General features: G+C 65.8%; 14 protein-coding genes. 5 read left to right on the forward strand and 9 right to left on the reverse strand.

Annotation, left to right across the window (positions count from 1 at the left end):
- Positions 1-89: 89 nt before the first annotated feature.
- Positions 90-1,457, reverse strand: coding sequence for a glutamine synthetase family protein (locus ACM0M4_RS30730; RefSeq protein WP_023129364.1), 1,368 nt, complete (start codon positions 1,455-1,457; stop codon positions 90-92).
- 1 nt (position 1,458) lies between these two features.
- The gene (locus ACM0M4_RS30735; RefSeq protein WP_010792435.1) at positions 1,459-2,853 is read right to left on the reverse strand and encodes an aspartate aminotransferase family protein; all 1,395 of its coding nucleotides are present in this window, start codon (positions 2,851-2,853) and stop codon (positions 1,459-1,461) included.
- 115 nt (positions 2,854-2,968) lie between these two features.
- Here ACM0M4_RS30735 and ACM0M4_RS30740 point away from each other — a divergent pair, with 115 nt between their 5' ends.
- Positions 2,969-3,751, forward strand: coding sequence for an SDR family NAD(P)-dependent oxidoreductase (locus tag ACM0M4_RS30740; RefSeq protein WP_003099690.1), 783 nt, complete (start codon positions 2,969-2,971; stop codon positions 3,749-3,751).
- 64 nt (positions 3,752-3,815) lie between these two features.
- A complete protein-coding gene (locus ACM0M4_RS30745; protein WP_003097059.1) occupies positions 3,816-4,496 on the forward strand; it encodes a GntR family transcriptional regulator in 681 nt (226 codons plus the stop codon).
- A gap of 16 nt (positions 4,497-4,512) precedes the next feature.
- On the opposite strand, the gene ACM0M4_RS30750 is transcribed toward ACM0M4_RS30745, so the two are convergent.
- The 3 genes from ACM0M4_RS30750 to ACM0M4_RS30760 all read right to left on the reverse strand — a co-directional run bounded on the left by ACM0M4_RS30750 (position 4,513) and on the right by ACM0M4_RS30760 (position 6,395).
- Positions 4,513-4,725 (reverse strand): YgdI/YgdR family lipoprotein, encoded by a 213-nt coding sequence (locus tag ACM0M4_RS30750; protein ID WP_003097061.1) that lies wholly within the window; start codon positions 4,723-4,725, stop codon positions 4,513-4,515.
- A 217-nt stretch (positions 4,726-4,942) separates the two neighbouring features.
- On the reverse strand, positions 4,943-5,344 hold the full coding sequence (locus ACM0M4_RS30755) for an SMI1/KNR4 family protein (RefSeq protein WP_003099687.1): 402 nt from the start codon (positions 5,342-5,344) through the stop codon (positions 4,943-4,945).
- 196 nt (positions 5,345-5,540) lie between these two features.
- Positions 5,541-6,395 carry a Tim44 domain-containing protein gene (locus ACM0M4_RS30760; protein ID WP_003099685.1) on the reverse strand — a complete coding sequence of 285 codons (855 nt, stop codon included), beginning with the start codon at positions 6,393-6,395 and terminating at the stop codon, positions 5,541-5,543.
- 361 nt (positions 6,396-6,756) lie between these two features.
- Here ACM0M4_RS30760 and ACM0M4_RS30765 point away from each other — a divergent pair, with 361 nt between their 5' ends.
- Positions 6,757-8,514: a cation:proton antiporter gene (locus ACM0M4_RS30765; RefSeq protein ID WP_003099684.1), complete on the forward strand. Its 1,758-nt coding sequence runs from the start codon at positions 6,757-6,759 to the stop codon at positions 8,512-8,514.
- Between the two features lie 315 nt (positions 8,515-8,829).
- On the forward strand, positions 8,830-10,137 hold the full coding sequence (locus ACM0M4_RS30770) for an MFS transporter (RefSeq protein ID WP_003097074.1): 1,308 nt from the start codon (positions 8,830-8,832) through the stop codon (positions 10,135-10,137).
- Between the two features lie 415 nt (positions 10,138-10,552).
- Here ACM0M4_RS30770 and tonB1 read toward each other — a convergent pair whose 3' ends face one another.
- Both tonB1 and ACM0M4_RS30780 read right to left on the reverse strand, forming a co-directional pair.
- Positions 10,553-11,584 carry an energy transducer TonB1 gene (gene tonB1, locus ACM0M4_RS30775; protein WP_023129363.1) on the reverse strand — a complete coding sequence of 344 codons (1,032 nt, stop codon included), beginning with the start codon at positions 11,582-11,584 and terminating at the stop codon, positions 10,553-10,555.
- Between the two features lie 92 nt (positions 11,585-11,676).
- The gene (locus ACM0M4_RS30780; protein WP_003099680.1) at positions 11,677-12,645 is read right to left on the reverse strand and encodes a CobW family GTP-binding protein; all 969 of its coding nucleotides are present in this window, start codon (positions 12,643-12,645) and stop codon (positions 11,677-11,679) included.
- A 102-nt stretch (positions 12,646-12,747) separates the two neighbouring features.
- On the opposite strand from ACM0M4_RS30780, the gene ACM0M4_RS30785 reads away from it, so the two are divergent.
- Positions 12,748-13,116, forward strand: coding sequence for a hypothetical protein (locus ACM0M4_RS30785; protein ID WP_003099679.1), 369 nt, complete (start codon positions 12,748-12,750; stop codon positions 13,114-13,116).
- A gap of 152 nt (positions 13,117-13,268) precedes the next feature.
- On the opposite strand, the gene ACM0M4_RS30790 is transcribed toward ACM0M4_RS30785, so the two are convergent.
- Both ACM0M4_RS30790 and zigA read right to left on the reverse strand, forming a co-directional pair.
- The gene (locus ACM0M4_RS30790) at positions 13,269-13,910 is read right to left on the reverse strand and encodes a DUF1826 domain-containing protein (protein WP_003099676.1); all 642 of its coding nucleotides are present in this window, start codon (positions 13,908-13,910) and stop codon (positions 13,269-13,271) included.
- Positions 13,907-15,109, reverse strand: coding sequence for a zinc metallochaperone GTPase ZigA (gene zigA, locus ACM0M4_RS30795; RefSeq protein ID WP_003099674.1), 1,203 nt, complete (start codon positions 15,107-15,109; stop codon positions 13,907-13,909). The genes ACM0M4_RS30790 and zigA overlap by 4 nt, the downstream gene beginning before the upstream one ends.
- Positions 15,110-15,122 lie beyond the last annotated feature (13 nt).

Below are 15,122 nucleotides of genomic sequence, written 5' to 3' on the forward strand. Positions count from 1 at the left end.
TTTCCTTACTCCTGTGCCGCGTGGAAAACACCGACGGCCAATCGGCCGCCCGCTTCAATGACTGACCGGCAACGCCGGCAGCCGTTCATTCAGGCCTGGTTGAGATACCAGCGCCAGTCCTGCTCGCCGACCTCGCCCATGAAGGCACGGTATTCGGCCTGCTTGATCGCCAGGTAGATCTTCAGGAAATCCTCGCCGAGCGCCTCGCGCGCCCAGGCCGAGCCCTCCAGCGCGCGCAGCGCGGTCAGCCAGTCGCTCGGCAACGCCTGGGTGGCTTGAGCGTAGCCGTTGCCAGTGATCGGCGCACCGGGGTCGAGTCGCTCGCGAATACCCAGGCGCACCGCCGCGAGCAACGCCGCCGCCGCCAGGTAGGGATTGGCGTCGGCGCCGCAGATGCGGTGCTCGATGTGCCGGCTGGACGGCGAGCCGCCGGGAACCCGCAGCGACACGGTGCGGTTGTTGATTCCCCAGGTCGGCGCCAGCGGCGCGTAGCTGTTCGCCTGGAAGCGGCGGAACGAGTTGGCGTTCGGACAGAACAGCGCCAAAGACTCCAGCAGGCACGCCTTCATTCCACCGATGGCCTGGCGCAGCAGCGGGGTCCCGGCCGGGTCCTCACTGGCGAACAGATTGTTGCCAGCGGCGTCGGCCAGGCTGACGTGCAGGTGCAGGCCGTTGCCGGAAAGATCGGCGAACGGCTTGGCCATGAAGCAGGCCTGCAACCCATGGCGATTCGCCACGCCCTTGACCAGGCGCTTGTAGCGCACGCCTTCGTCGATCGCCTGGAGCGTGTCGAAGCGATGCTGCAGGGTAATTTCCACCTGCCCCGGCGCGTACTCCGAAATCGCCGTGCGCGCCGGCAGGCCCTGGGCCTCGCAGGCGGCATACAAGTCATCGAGGAATGGCTGCAACTGCTCCAGCTCGTAGACGCCATAGACCTGGGTCGCCCGCGGCCGCTGGCCATTCATCTGCAACGCCGGCAACGGCCGGCCGTCGCTGTCGCGTTCGCGGTCGAGCAGGTAGAACTCCAGTTCCACCGCCATCACCGGGTGGAAACCCTCCGCCTGCAGGCTGTGGATAACCCGCTGCAGCACATGCCGGGGATCGCCCGCCGCGGCCGGTAGCCCGAACTCGGGATGCATGCTGACCTGCACCTGTCCGGTCGGTGACCGCCGCCAGGGTTGCAGGGTCAGGCTGCCGGGCAGCGGGAAGGTCCAGCAATCGGCATCGCCGACGTCCCAGACCAGGCCGGTCTCCTCGACGTCATCGCCATTGATGGTCAGGCCGAGGATGGTGCTCGGCAGCGGCCGCCCGCTTTCGTAGACCGCCAGCAGCTCGTCGCGATGCAGCAGCTTGCCGCGCGGCACGCCGTTGGCGTCGATCAGGAACAGCTCGATGCTGCGCACCTCGGGGTGTGCGGCGAGGAACTCGCGGGCTTCCCGCGGATCGGCGAAATGCATCTCAGGCCTCCCGCGCGCCGGGTATGGCGAGCAGCTCGCCGAGCGCCTCGTCGAGGCTGGAGAGCAGGCGGTCGACATCTTCTTCGCGAGTGTCCGGGCAACACAGGGTCATGTTGTGGAACGGCGTGATGAGGATGCCGCGGTTGATCAGATACAGGTGCAAGGCCATCTGCAGGCTGTCGTGGAACGCCGCCTCGGCGGCCGCGCCGTCGCGTGGGGGTTGCGGGCAGAACTGGAACTCGCTGCGCGCGCCGAGCTCGGTCACCGACCAGGCCAGGCCGTACTTGTGGATAATCCTGCGGAAGCCCTCGGCCAGACGCGCCGCCAGGGACAGCATGTGGGCGTAGGCGGTATCGGTCATCACCTCTTCCAGGTTGGCGCGCATACAGCGCATCGCCAGGGCGTTGGCCGACAGCGTGGTACCCATGCCGCTGTGGCCGTGGCCTTCGCTCTGCTCGCTGGCACGTGCCCTGGCCAGTTGCATGGCGCTGGCCATCGCCGCGCTGCAACCATACACCGAGCACGGTACGCCGCCGGCGATCGGCTTGCCGAGGGTGATGAAGTCCGGCTCGAGCTTCCAGGCGCGGGTACAGCCGCCAGGACCTGTGGAGATGGTGTGGGTCTCGTCGATGATCAGCAGCGTGCCGTGACGACGGGTCAGCTCGCGCAGCTTCTGGTGGAAGCCGGGTTGCGGCAGGACCATGCCGATGTTGGTCATCGCCGGCTCGCAGAGCACGGCGGCCACGTCTTCGCTGGCCAGCGCCCGCTCCAGGGCCTGGAGGTCGTTGAACGGCACCGCGCGGCTGAACTGGGTGAGGTCGTGGGCCTGGCCGAGCAGGCCGGAGCGATGCACGGTGCGGCCGTCGCGGCAGCGAACCAGGGTGTCGTCGACCGTGCCGTGGTAGCAACCGTCGAATACCAGCACCACCTTGCGACCGGTGATCGCACGCGCCCAGCGCAGGACGAAGCGGTTGGCGTCGGTAGCGGTGGTCGCTACCTGCCAGAACGGCAGGCCGAAGCGCTGCGCCAGCAGCTCGCCTGCGACGATGGCATCCTCCCCCGGAAGCATGGTGGTCAGGCCGTTCGCGCCCTGCTCGGCGAGCGCCCGGGCGATCGGCGCCGGAGAATGGCCGAACATGCTGCCGGTATCGCCCAGGCAGAAGTCCACGTAGGCGTGGCCGTCCACATCATGGAAACGCGCGCCGTGGGCACGCTCCACGAACAGCGGACAGGGTGTCGACCAATCGCTCATCCAGTGCATCGGTACGCCGTCGAACAAGGCGCGCCGGGCTCGCTCGGCGAGCGCGACGGACTGTGGATTCTGCGCAAGGAAACGTTGCTGCTCGCGGGCCATGAAGGTTTCCACGGCGGCTTCGGCGATGCCACTGGCGGTCATTTCGAACACCTCGTTTTTTATTTCGCACAACTTTCATTTGTGATCACAAAAAAGTCAATACAGTATTTGAAAGCACTGATAATCTGTTTTCCATGTCAATTTTGTGATCACAAAAATGAATGACTTTTCGAAGTGGACAGGTCAGGTCGCGCTCATCAGCGGCGCCGGCAGCGAACTCGGCATCGGTTTCGCCATTGCCCGGCGGCTGGCCCGCGAAGGCGTGCGCCTGCTGATCACCGCCAGCAGCGAGCGGATTAGGCAACGAGCGGAGGAACTGAGCGCATGTGGTCACGACGTGCGCGCCGCGAGCGCCGACCTGACCGACGAAGCCCAGGTGCAGGGCCTGCTGGACTGGGCCGAAGCCCAGTGGGGACGGGTCGACATCCTGGTGAACAATGCCGGCATGGCCCAGTTGGACAGCGCGGAGCCCTTCAGCGCAGTGGAAGCGACCTCGCTGCGGGATTGGCAACTGTCCCTGTCGCGCAACCTGACCAGCGCTTTCCTGCTCACCCGCGGCCTGCTGCCGGGCATGCGCGAGCGCGGCTACGGGCGGATCGTCAACGTCGCCTCCACCACCGGAACCCGCGGCAGCAACCCGGGCGAAGCCGCGTATAGCGCGGCCAAGGCCGGTCTGGTCGGCTGGAGCATGGGCCTGGCGCTGGAGGTGGCGAAGAGCGGCATCACGGTGAACAGCGTCGCGCCGGGCTGGATCGCCACCGCCTCGAGCACCGCCGAAGAACGCCAGGCCGCCCTGGCCAGCCCCAGCGGACGTGCCGGCCGGCCCGAAGAGGTGGCCGCCGCGGTGGCCTTCCTCGCCTCGCCCGAAGCCAGCTTCGTCAACGGCGAACTGCTGGTGGTGGATGGCGGCAACTGCCTGATCGAAAACAAACGGAGCTGAACATGCGCAACTGCAGCCTGACGCTTTCCCAGCTTCCGGCGCCACCGGCGACCCGGAGCTGACCATGGCCGAGAATCTCCAGGAACGACTCTACCAACGACTGCGGGAAGACTTGCTGGCCGGACGTTTCCAGCCCGGCGAGCGACTGAAGATCCGCGACCTGGCGAACCAGTGGGGCACCAGCCCGATGCCGGTTCGCGCCGCCCTGCAACGGCTGGTGGCGGAAGGGGCGCTGGAGGGCGAGGCACAACGCTCGCTCAGGGTGCCGCTGATGACCCGCGAGCGTTTCCTGCAGATCCTCCAGGTGCGCCTGTCCCTCGAAGGGCTGGCGGCCGAAAGCGCCAGCGGCCGGCTGGACGAGCAGGCACTGGAAGGACTCGAAGGTTGTCTGCGGCGAATGGAGGACGCCTTGCGCCGACGCGAGGTACAGGCCTACCTGGAAGCCAATAGCGAATTCCACCTGACGCTCTACCGCGCCTGCGGCAACCCGGTGCTGCTGCGTCTCATCGAGACGCTCTGGCTACAGGTCGGGCCGTTCTTCAACCGGCTGTTCACCGAGGCCGACCTCTCCCTACGTCTGAACGATTTCCACGAGGACGCCCTGGACGCGCTACGCCGCGGCGACGGCCCGGCCGCGCGCGCGGCGATCGAACAGGACCTGGCCTACTTCGGCCAGTACCTGCTGAACCTCCTGGAGCTGGAGGCCCGGCCACGAAAGCGACACCGTTCCGGCGAGCACGCCTGACGGGAGATAAGCGCCGCTACTGCGGGCGAATGGTGCGCACATTGTCCTTCTTGATCAGGATGGTGTCGCCATTCAGCTGTTCGAACTCGTAGTAGTCATTGTATTTGTCGTAATCCGACTGATCCTTGACCAGGACCTCGCTGCCATCTTGCAAAGTGACCACCGCCTGGTTGGCGCAACCCGCCAGGCTGGTCAGCAGCAATGCAGCGAACAGAGCTTTGAACTTCATAGAATCTCCACACGGGGCAGCGCACTTGCCTACATCCGGAGCGACAAGTGCGGAATTGCCCTTGTGACCGTCGCAATCGAGGGAAATTCCTTAGCGCAGCGGCGCTTTGTCGGAGACGAAGCGCCGACGGCGACGCGCAGGGCCTCCAGGCAGCCTCGCGCGACGTCGGGAAGTCAGCCGCAAAGGCGCGTTGCAGAGCCTTTGCGGCGGTTCAGGCTCAGCTCTCCAGCCAGACGTCGCGAGCCCAGACCCACACCGAATCCCAGCTTTCATCGGTGAGGTCGCCATCGGCCCAGAGCACCACCTCGCCGTCCTCCGCCACGCAGTAGTAGCTGCCGTCGTCCTCGCAAAGCGGGATCAGCTCGCGCGGAACGCCCAGGTCCCAGGCAGTGGCCGCCACTTCGGGCAGATAGGTGTGCGAGTGCGGATCGGTCACGGTCACCGGCTCCAGGCGGCCGTAGACCACATCGCTGACCAGCAGGAGGAATTCGCGGAACTCGGCGGGAATGCCGATCAGCAGCTCTTCCTCGATTTCCACCAGCAGTTCTTCTTCCGGCAGTTCCAGGGGCACCGGAACCGGTTCGTTGAGTTCACGCAGTTTTTCGATGACGTCTTCCACGACAGGCTCTCTCGCAACGGGTGGCGCGCTTTTTATACAGTAGCCGCACCGAGCGCAAGACAAGTGTCGCGGCTGGCCTTCGGCCATGGCGCCGGACGAATGGTCGGTCAACCCGCCAACGGAGATGAAAAAACCCCCGTTCCCTGGCGGAAGCGGGGGGTTCGGCGGCCCCCGAAGGGACCGCAACCACTCGGGATCAGTTCTGCCGGATACCGGCCACCAGCCATGGCTGGTTCTCGCCCTGGGCGCGCTCCATCCGCCAGCTTTCGCTGAAGGCTTCGCCCTGGTCGAAGCGCGAGGTCTTCGACACACCGCTGAAGGTCAGGGTGGCGATGGTCTTGTCGGCCTGGTCGTCGACGCCGTCCAGTTGCACGACCAGGTTGTCGATGTAGGTGGACTGGTAGGCGTCGCCGATCTCGGCGCGCTCCTGCTTCAGCCATTGCAACATCTGCGGGGTGACGAACTCGGCGATCTTGTCCATCTCGTTGGCATCCCAATGCTGCTGCAGGGACATGAAGTGTTCGCGAGCGGCACCGACGAAGCGCTCCTCGTTGAACCAGCTCGGCGCGTTGATCACCGGGCTCGGCGCAGCGGCAGCAGCGGCGGCGCCACCGAAGATCGGCGCCTGGGCCGGCATTTCGCGCTGCATCGGCGCGTGCCCGGCCATCGCAGGCTGGCCCTGGTTCTGCTGGCGCCGGCGAGCGGCGATGAAGCGGAAGGCAATGAAGGCCACCAGGGCGATCAACAGGATGTCGAGCATCTGGATGCCCTCGAAGCCGTCGCCCATGAACATGGAAGCGAGCAGGCCGCCCGCGGCGATACCGGCCAGCGGGCCGAGCCAGCGCGAAGCACCGCTGGCGGCAGCGGCGGGACGAGCGGCGTTGGGGGCGGCAGCAGTGGCGTTCGGCGCAGTGGCCGGCTGCGCCTGGCGGGTCTGGTGGCTGGGTGCCGAGCCGAGGCTCTTGCCGCCGCCGAAGCGCTTGGCATTGGCATCCAGGCTGACGGTCAGCGCCAGGCAGAAGGCGAGGGCGATGCTGAGAACACGCTGCATTGTAGTCTTTCTCTCTTGGGGGAATCGACGCGCGCCATGTTGCGGCGGTACGGGCGACAGGACCAGCCGGATTTTGTTTCGGGCTATTGCTCCCCGGCCGCCGTTTTTTCGCCCGCCGCGTCTGGCTCGCGGGTCGGCGCCAGGGTACACCTTCGTTGCCGGGGACGACAGGCATGCACGCGGATCGGCGCGCGAAGATCCGCCCGGCGACCCGGGAAGCACAACGCAGAGCCTCGCCGAAACGTCTGTTACAGTTTTTTTCAGCCCACCGATCAAGCACTTGCGGATGCTAGTCTGCGGGTCTGCGAGGCCGCCCGGTCGCCGCGTCTGCCGACCCATTCCCCGAGCGAGGACCGCCGCCATGCATGCCGTCGATTTCATCCAGGACCTCGCCGTGATCATGCTGGTGGCGGGTGTGGTCACTATCCTCTTCCACCGCCTGCGCCAACCGGTGGTCCTTGGCTACATCGTCGCCGGCTTCATCATCGGCCCGCACACCCCGCCCTTCGGACTGATCCACGACGAAGACACGATCAAGACCCTGGCCGAACTCGGGGTGATCTTCCTGATGTTCTGCCTCGGCCTGGAGTTCAGCCTGCGCAAGCTCTTCCAGGTCGGCGCCACGGCGTTCATCGCGGCGTTCCTGGAAATCGTCCTGATGATCTGGATCGGCTTCGAGATCGGTCGCTTCTTCGAGTGGAGCACCATGGACTCGCTGTTCCTCGGCGCGATCCTGGCGATCTCCTCCACCACCATCATCGTCAAGGCGCTCGGCGACCTGAAGATGAAGAACGAGCGCTTCGCCCAACTGATCTTCGGCGTGCTGATCGTCGAGGACATCCTCGGCATCGGCATCATCGCCCTGCTGTCGGGAATCGCCGTGAGCGGTTCGGTGGAAACCGGCGAGGTGTTCTCCACGGTCGGCAAGCTCAGCCTGTTCATGATCGTCGCGCTGGTCGTCGGCATCCTCCTGGTGCCACGCCTGCTGGCCTACGTGGCGAAGTTCGAGAGCAACGAGATGCTGCTGGTCACCGTGCTCGGCCTGTGCTTCGGCTTCTGCCTGCTGGTGGTGAAGCTGGAATACAGCATGGTGCTCGGCGCCTTCCTGATCGGCGCGATCATGGCCGAGTCGCGCCAGTTGGTGCAGATCGAACGATTGATCGAGCCGGTCCGTGACATGTTCAGTGCGATCTTCTTCGTCGCCATCGGCCTGCTGATCGACCCGAAGATCCTCGTCGAGTACGCCTGGCCGATCGCCCTGATCACCGTCGCGGTAGTGCTCGGCAAGATGTTCTCCTGCGGCATGGGTGCGTTCATCGCCGGCAACGACGGACGCACTTCGCTGCGGGTCGGCATGGGCCTGTCGCAGATCGGCGAGTTCTCCTTCATCATCGCCGCCCTGGGCATGACTCTGAAAGTCACCAGCGACTTCCTCTACCCGGTGGCGGTAGCGGTCTCGGCCATCACCACCCTGCTCACCCCGTACCTGATCCGCGCCGCCGACCCGCTCTCGCAGCACCTGGCCAACGCCATGCCGCAGCGCATGGCGAGGATCTTCGGCCACTACGGCGACTGGCTGCGCAGCATCCAGCCGCAGGGCGACCGTGCGGTGCTGGCGGCGATGATCCGGCGCATCTTGCTGCAGGTCGGGGTGAACCTGGCGCTGGTGATCGCGATCTTCCTCGCCGGCGGTTATTTCGCCGATACGCTTTCCGCCTGGATGAGCCAGTGGGTCGCCTACGACGGGCTACACAAGGCATTGATCTGGGGCGGCGCGCTGCTGGTCTCGCTGGCCTTCCTGATCGCCGCGTACCGCAAGCTCAAGGCCCTGTCGATGCTGCTGGCCGAACTCGGGGTCAAGCCGGAGAAAGCCGGACGCCATACGGCGCGGGTACGTCGGGTGATCTCCGAGATAATCCCGCTGCTGTCGCTGGCCGGCATGATGGTGCTGCTGGCGGCGCTCAGCTCGAGCATCCTGCCGCCGGGCGAGTTGCTGGTCGTAGTGGTGCTGGTCGCCGGCCTGGTGATCGCAGTGCTCTGGCGCTGGCTGATCCGCGTGCATTCGCGGATGCAGATCGCGCTGATGGAAACCCTCGACCAGGAAAAGGGCAGCCACTGAGAGCCAAGCGATCCCGGCCTGCCGTCGAATCGGCGGATAACCACGCTGCGGTTATTCGCCCTCGCCTGCACCTGGTGTCGCTATCGGACCCTTTGCCCTGAAGGATCGGCGGATTTCCGCTTATCCACTCTCCCGGTCGGCGGACTCCCGCTCGGCCAAGACCACCCCGCTCCTCTTCCAACCCAGTCCCCACGCGGCTTTCCCGCGTTGGCACGGCACCTGCTATCGAGCCATCCAATACGTCGCCCTCGCGATGTGCCGGTGTGCTGCGCCCTGATCAGCACATCCAAGACAACAACGAAAAGAGGAAACACGATGGAAAGCGCCAACGCCATTTCCGCGTCTGCCCAGCCCCGCACCACTTCGCAACGCATCAAGTCGATCTTCAGCGGTTCCGTCGGCAACCTGGTCGAGTGGTACGACTGGTACGTCTACGCCGCCTTCTCGCTGTACTTCGCAAAGGCATTCTTCCCCCAGGGCGACATGACCGCCCAACTGCTGAACACCGCAGCTATCTTCGCTGTGGGCTTCCTGATGCGCCCGATCGGTGGCTGGCTGATGGGTATCTATGCCGACCGCAAGGGCCGCAAGGCGGCGTTGCTGGCCTCGGTGCTGCTGATGTGCTTTGGCTCGCTGATCATCGCCCTGACCCCCAGCTATGAAACCATCGGCGTCGCCGCGCCGATCCTGCTGGTGGTCGCGCGCCTGCTCCAGGGCCTGTCGGTCGGCGGCGAATACGGCACCTCCGCCACCTACCTGAGCGAGATGGCGAACAAGGAACAGCGCGGGTTCTTCTCCAGCTTCCAGTACGTGACCCTGATTTCCGGCCAGCTCATCGCCCTGGCGGTGCTGATCGTCCTGCAACAGACCCTGACCGTAGAACAACTGGAAAGCTGGGGCTGGCGCGTCCCCTTCTTCATCGGCGCGCTGTGCGCAGTGGTGGCGATGTTCCTGCGTCGCGGCATGGAAGAGACCGAGTCCTTCTCGAAGAAGAAGGAAGAGCCGAAGGAAAGCCTGCTGCGCACCCTGCTGCGCCACCCGAAGGAAGTGCTGACCGTGGTCGGCCTGACCATGGGCGGCACCCTGGCCTTCTACACCTACACCACCTACATGCAGAAGTACCTGGTGAACACGGTAGGCATGAGCAAGACCGATTCGACCATGATCTCGGCTGCCACCCTGTTCCTCTTCATGCTGCTGCAGCCCATCGTCGGCGCCCTCTCCGACAAGATCGGCCGGCGGCCGATCCTGATCGCCTTCGGCGTACTCGGCACCGTCTTCACCTACCCGATCCTCAGCACACTGCACAGCGTCGACAGCTGGTGGGGAGCGTTCTTCCTGATCATGGCGGCGCTGGTGATCGTCAGCGGCTACACCTCGATCAATGCGGTGGTGAAGGCCGAACTGTTCCCCACCGAGATCCGCGCCCTGGGCGTCGGCCTGCCGTATGCCCTGACCGTGTCGATCTTCGGCGGCACCGCCGAATACGTTGCCTTGTGGTTCAAGAGCGTCGGCCTGGAGAGCGGCTTCTACTGGTACGTCACCGCCTGTATCGCCTGCTCGCTGCTGGTCTATGTGTTCATGAAGGACACCCAGAAGCACTCGAAGATCACGACCGATTGATTGAGCCTCGTGCTCATGGCCCCGACACACTCCGGGCCTTTTTATCCACAGGACGGCGACCTTCGGGTCGCCGTCCTGCTTTTTGGCGCGGCAACCGACTCCCCCACACCCGCCGACTGTTGGTCTACGGCACGGCATCCCGACCGGAGCCCTAGGGCGCGCAACGCCGGCGGCGTAATCCTCCGGTGTCCCTGCGTTCCACGGCGGATAACCGCAAGCGGTTATTCGCCCTGCGGCTCGTCATTCCGGCGGGGCTGGAACCTTGGCGCGCAAACGCCGATCTCCTCGCGTTCCCACGGTGGAACAGCGCAAGGGGCCTGCCGTCCCCAGGCAGCGAAGCCCCGTCTGCGAGACCTACCGGGAATAAAAAAACCGCGCTCGAAGGCGCGGCTCTTTTCGTTGTCAGAGAACCGCCTCAGCGGCGCTTCTCGATCTTGAAGAAGAACATCTTGGTCGCCTGGCGGGCGACAATCTTGCCACCACTGACACGCGGCTCGAAACGCCACTTGGCCATGGCCTGGCGCACTTCACGGTCGAACATGCGCGACGGCACCGACTCCAGCACCTGGATGTCGTCAATGCGGCCATCGCTGGTGATGGTGAACAGCACCTTCACCCGGCCTTCGATACCCCGGGCCTGGGCCATCCGGGGATAGATCGGAGGATCCATGCGCAACGGCTTGATGTCACTGTCGTTGAGGCTGCCGCTGGGCAGGCCGGCCGGACCTTGCGAGCCGCTGGGCGCGGTCTGCGCGCCGGGCGTGCTCTGCCCGACGGTAGGTGCGGGCGGCGGCGGGGCGGCGCTGGACGGGCTGGGCTGGCTGGATGCCTCCGTGCTCGGCTCGGGTTCCGGCTTGGGTTTGGGTTCCGGCTTCGGCTTGGCCTTGGGAATGGCGTTTTCCACCGGTTTGGGCTTGGGTTTCGGCTTGGGCTTGGGTTTTTCCACCGGCTTCGGCTTCGGCGGCTCCGGCTTGGGTTCCTCGATCTTCGGCGGCGTCGGCTCCGGCGCGGCAGCCGGCGGCTGCGGGGTCGGCTCGGCCTTCTTCTCGAGCTGGACGAAATTCACCTGCATGGTCTTCGGCAGTTCGCCGTGGCCAAGGTTGAGTTCGGCCGGGGTCGGCATCACCCACACCAGCGCACCGATGATCGCCACATGCATCGCCACCGCCGCGCCGGAGGACAACCACCAGCGCGACTTGGGCGGCTCGCCGGGGACGTCTTCGGGATCGCTGCCATGGGCGTAGGGGATCAGCACTTCCTCGACCGCCACTTCCTCGTCGCGGCGCGCGCCGGAGCAGTCCACCACGCGCAGGTTGGGTTCTCCGCGCTGGGCATTCACGCATGGCAGGGACTCGCTTTCGTCTCCCTGGGCGGGAGCGGTGGGGTGGTCTTCGGCGAGCGCGGCCAGCGAAAAACGGTCAGGCGACCGTGAAGGCTGTGGCGACATGAGGGCGACCTGCGGAGAAGTGAAAGGTAAGGAAGTAGAGTCTTCTGATAATTATTATCATTCAGTCGCGTCCTCAGGGCAACCTTGGCGGATCATTCCGCGACCATCCGACACGCCAGGAACGCCTCTTCGAGCGCCTCTTCATCCGCGCCTGCGGCGAGGATCAGTTCCAGCCGATTATCCCGCCGCCACGAGGACTTGCCCCAGTTATCCACAAACGGCGCGGCATTCGCTGCATACCAACCGTCCGCGCAATGCAGCACCGCCTTGGCCCGCCGCAGTCCGGACAAACGGTTCAGCCAGGCGTCCACTGCGGCCCGATCGAAACGCACCGACGGCGCCAGCCGCCAGCCGATGGCGAACTGGCCGTCCTGCTCGCGCACGGCGCGCAGCGGTCGCTCGGCGGGCAGCACCGTTCCCAACTGAGCAGGCGCCTCCGGCAGGGCCGCCCAGGTCGTCGCGCTACCTTCCCCGGCAACGCTGGTCGGCAGATCGCGCAATGCCAGGTGACCGCGCACGCTCCAGCGCAACGGCAGGACCGGCAGGCGCGCGCGCACAGCGCAGCGCTGCGTCGCGTCGAGCGTTTCGGATTTGTTCAGCAGCAACATGCCAGCCGCTTCCAGCGCCTGTTCCTGTGCCTCCGGCAGCGGTTGGCCGGAGGCCAGCGCGGCGGCATCCAGCACCACTACCAGGGGTTGCAGGGCCAGGACGCCGGACCAGGGAGGAGCCTGCAGCTGTTTCCACAGCGCCAGCGGATGTCCCAACCCGGAGGGTTCGATGAACAGCCGGTCCGGCCGTGCCCGACGCAACAAGCGACCGAGCCCCACCTGGAACGGCACGCCATTGACGCAGCAGAGGCACCCGCCCGCCACCTCGCCGATGGCCACGCCGTCGACGTCCGTGGCCAGCAGCGCGGCATCCAGGCCGATCTCGCCGAACTCGTTGACCAGCACCGCCCAGCGCTCGCCCGCCGGCTTCTGCGCCAGCAGCGAGCGGATCAGGCTGGTCTTGCCGGCCCCCAGGGGGCCGCCGATCAGGTGTGTGGGTATCTCTCGAAGCATCTGCGCAACCGGAATGTGAAAGCCTGTGGATCAATGCGGTCCTTGCCTGCGGGGAGCCAGGCCCCGTGCTAGAGTCGCGCCCGTCTGCAATGGAGTCCTCGCATGCGTCCGTTCCTGTTCTTCCTGTCCTGCCTGCCGGGCCTGGCCCTGGCCGAAGCCTGCATCGTCCATAGCCAGGCGAAGAATCTCGACGTGAAGGTCTGCCAGCAGAACCGCAGCATCCCGGCCAAGCTGTTCCGCGAAGGCTTCTGCCAGCCACAGCTGCAGGGCCAGAAGGTCGAGGTGACGTTCGCCGAGGAGTGTCCGACGGGCGCCTTCGGTGTCTGCCGCGACGCCAGGGTACCCAACGCGCCCTATCGGCAGGACATCTTCTACTACGGCATCGCGACCGACGCACGCTACCTGGAGCCGTTCTGCGCCAGCCAGAGCCAAGGTCGCTGGGAAGAGCCTAGCGCCGCGAAAAAGCCCTGAGCGCGTCATCAGCCTGTCACAGCGTCAGGGCTAAATGGGAGTCGGGTACCTCAGCACCCTTCGTCCCCATCCCCAAGGTAGGACGACTTTTTGGTGATAGGCCATCTGCGGATGGCCTTTTTTTATTCCTCGAAAGACACTTGTCCACAGGCTCAGGCAAGCCAGTCCAGGGTCAACAGCAGGCGCGCCAGCCCGGGCTCCGCTCGCGGCGAGCGATGCACCAGCCCGGCACCTTCGTTACCCTCCCAGCGTTCGCCCTTGAGCAGCGCCACGTCGCCCGTGGACAAGCTGTGTATAAGCTGTTCATCGACAACTTCCGCCTGCGCTCCGCCAAGCAGCCGACGGTCCAGGCCGGACTCGTCCAGCCATTCGCTGGCGGCGCCCTGGTAGGTGGTGACCAGCCGCAGCGGCACGTGGTCGACGTGGAAACGCGGGCACATCGGTTTATCCAGAACGCGCAGGCGCAGGCCGATACGCCGCGCCCCGGTCAGGCAGGAGAAGGCCTCGACCAGCCAGCCCAGGTCGTCGAGGAAATCGGTTTGTCCCGGCAGTTGCTGCGCGTCGAGCAGGCCGTCCAAGACGGGTAGCCGTTCCTCTTCCATCTCCAGCGTCTGGCTCAGCGCCAGTCCCGGCCGGTTGCGCACCAGGGCGGCGGCGAAGTCGCGCAGCGCCGGGCTCAACCGGCGTGTCCAGACCGCCAGGTTGACGCCCTCGCGAAGCACCTCGGCCAGCACCTGGGGGTCGTCATCGAACGCCTGGCACGGCAACGGTTTTTCCTGCGGCAGTGCGCTCATGCGGCGTGCCCCCAGTCCTCGAAGGGGTCGTCCAGGCCCTGCCAGCCGGGGATGCCCAGGTTCATCTCGGCGTCATCCAGCAGGCAGGCGTCCAGGGCTGCGCGCAGGGCCGCGAAGTCCAGGTTCTGACCGATGAAAACCAGCTCCTGGCGACAGTCGCCGACGCCTTCCTCCCAGTGCCGCATGATCGCCCGCAGGCCCTCTTCGTCCTGTGGCCACTGTCCGGTCGGCACGAAGCGCCACCAGCGGCCCGCCAGGCCGTAGCGCATCAGGCCGCCGGCCTGCGACCAGCTGCCGGCCTCGCGGGGCCGGCTGGCGAGCCAGAAGAAGCCCTTGGAGCGCAGCAGCCGCCCCTGCTTCAGCGGATTGTGCAGGAAGGCGTGGAAGCGCGCGGGGTGGAACGGCCGGCGCGCCCGGTAGGCCATGGAGGCGATGCCATATTCCTCGGTTTCCGGCAGGTGCTCGCCGCGCAGTTCCTTCAGCCAGCCCGGCGCGGACGCCGCGCGATCGAAATCGAAGCGACCGGTATCGAGGATCTTCGCCAGCGGCACCTGACCCATCACCATCGGCAGGATCTCCGCCTCGGCATTGAGCTGGCGCAGGATCGCCAGCAGTTCCTCGCGCTGCTCGCTGGAGATCAGGTCGATCTTGCTGACCAGGATCACGTCGGCGAATTCGACCTGGTCGATCAGCAGGTCGGTGATCGAGCGCTGATCCTCCTCACCGAGGGTTTCGCCACGACTGGCCAGGCTGGCGGCCTCCTGGTAGTCGCGGAGAAAATTCATCCCGTCGACCACCGTGACCATGGTATCCAGTCGCGCCACGTCGGACAGGCTGCGGTCCAGCTCGTCGCGGAAGGTGAAGGTCTCGGCCACCGGCATCGGTTCGGAAATCCCGGTGGACTCAATCAGCAGGTAGTCGAAGCGGCCTTCCCGGGCGAGACGGCCGACCTCTTCCAGCAGGTCTTCGCGCAGGGTGCAGCAGATACAGCCGTTGCTCATCTCCACCAGGCGTTCTTCAGCGCGGTTCAGGCTGACATCGCGCTGGACCTCGCTGCCATCGATATTGATTTCGCTCATATCGTTGACGATCACCGCAACCCGTCGGTTCTCGCGGTTCTTCAGCACATGGTTGAGCAGCGTGCTCTTGCCGGCGCCGAGAAAGCCGGACAGCACGGTGACAGGTAGGCGTTGGTTCACGGTTGGTAACCTC

Origin of the sequence: Pseudomonas sp. 18-147 (genome assembly GCF_051048045.1) — a bacterium.
In the GTDB taxonomy this organism is placed as follows: domain Bacteria; phylum Pseudomonadota; class Gammaproteobacteria; order Pseudomonadales; family Pseudomonadaceae; genus Pseudomonas; species Pseudomonas aeruginosa.